This is a genomic window from Komagataeibacter saccharivorans (assembly GCF_003207825.1).
GTDB lineage: Bacteria > Pseudomonadota > Alphaproteobacteria > Acetobacterales > Acetobacteraceae > Komagataeibacter > Komagataeibacter saccharivorans.
Genome location: NZ_NKTY01000101.1, coordinates 1 through 635 on the forward strand (window position 1 = coordinate 1; position 635 = coordinate 635).

At 58.4% G+C, this 635-nt stretch carries 1 protein-coding gene; it reads left to right on the top strand.

The genetic code is table 11. The features are described 5' to 3' along the window. Positions 1–118: 118 nt before the first annotated feature. The coding region (locus CFR79_RS15555) for an integrase arm-type DNA-binding domain-containing protein (protein WP_146220173.1) at positions 119–635 on the top strand (517 nt) is incomplete at its 3' end.

The window sequence follows — 635 nt, forward strand, 5'->3', positions numbered from 1 at the left end:
CGAAAACCCTTTGTTTTTCCTTGAAAAATAGTCCCGTCCGGATACGTCATTCGTTCACCGACTACGCTCGGTTGCGCTCTCATCTGTTTCCTATGTGTTTCCTGCGGCGGAGGCGAGAATGGCCCGGCTCAACAAGAAAACCGTCACGGCGGCGACGCCCGAAGCAAAAGATTACTTCCTGTGGGATGACAGCATCCCGGCCTTTGCCGTCCGGGTCTGGCCATCGGGCCGCAAGGTCTACGTCATTCACTACCGCTCTGGCGGGCGGCTGCGGCGCTACACGATCGGCCAGCATGGCAGTCCCTGGACAGCGGACCTCGCCCGCGATGAAGCCATCAGGATCCTCGCACGGGTTCATACCGGGGAAAATCCCGCGGATAAGCGGTCCGATGACCGCAAGGCCATGACCGTCACAAGCTTCTCCAGGCGCTTTCTCGACGAATATGTCGATGTCCACCTGAAACCCAGAACACGGGGGGAATACCGACGTTCGGTGGAACTGTTCATTGTCCCGAAATTCGGAAGCTGGCGGATGGCCGACCTCTCACGGGCGGAAGTCGTCGAATTTCATGGCAGTTTCCGGCACATCCCCTATCAGGCCAACCGGACGCTGGGCGTTCTGTCAAAGATGTTCA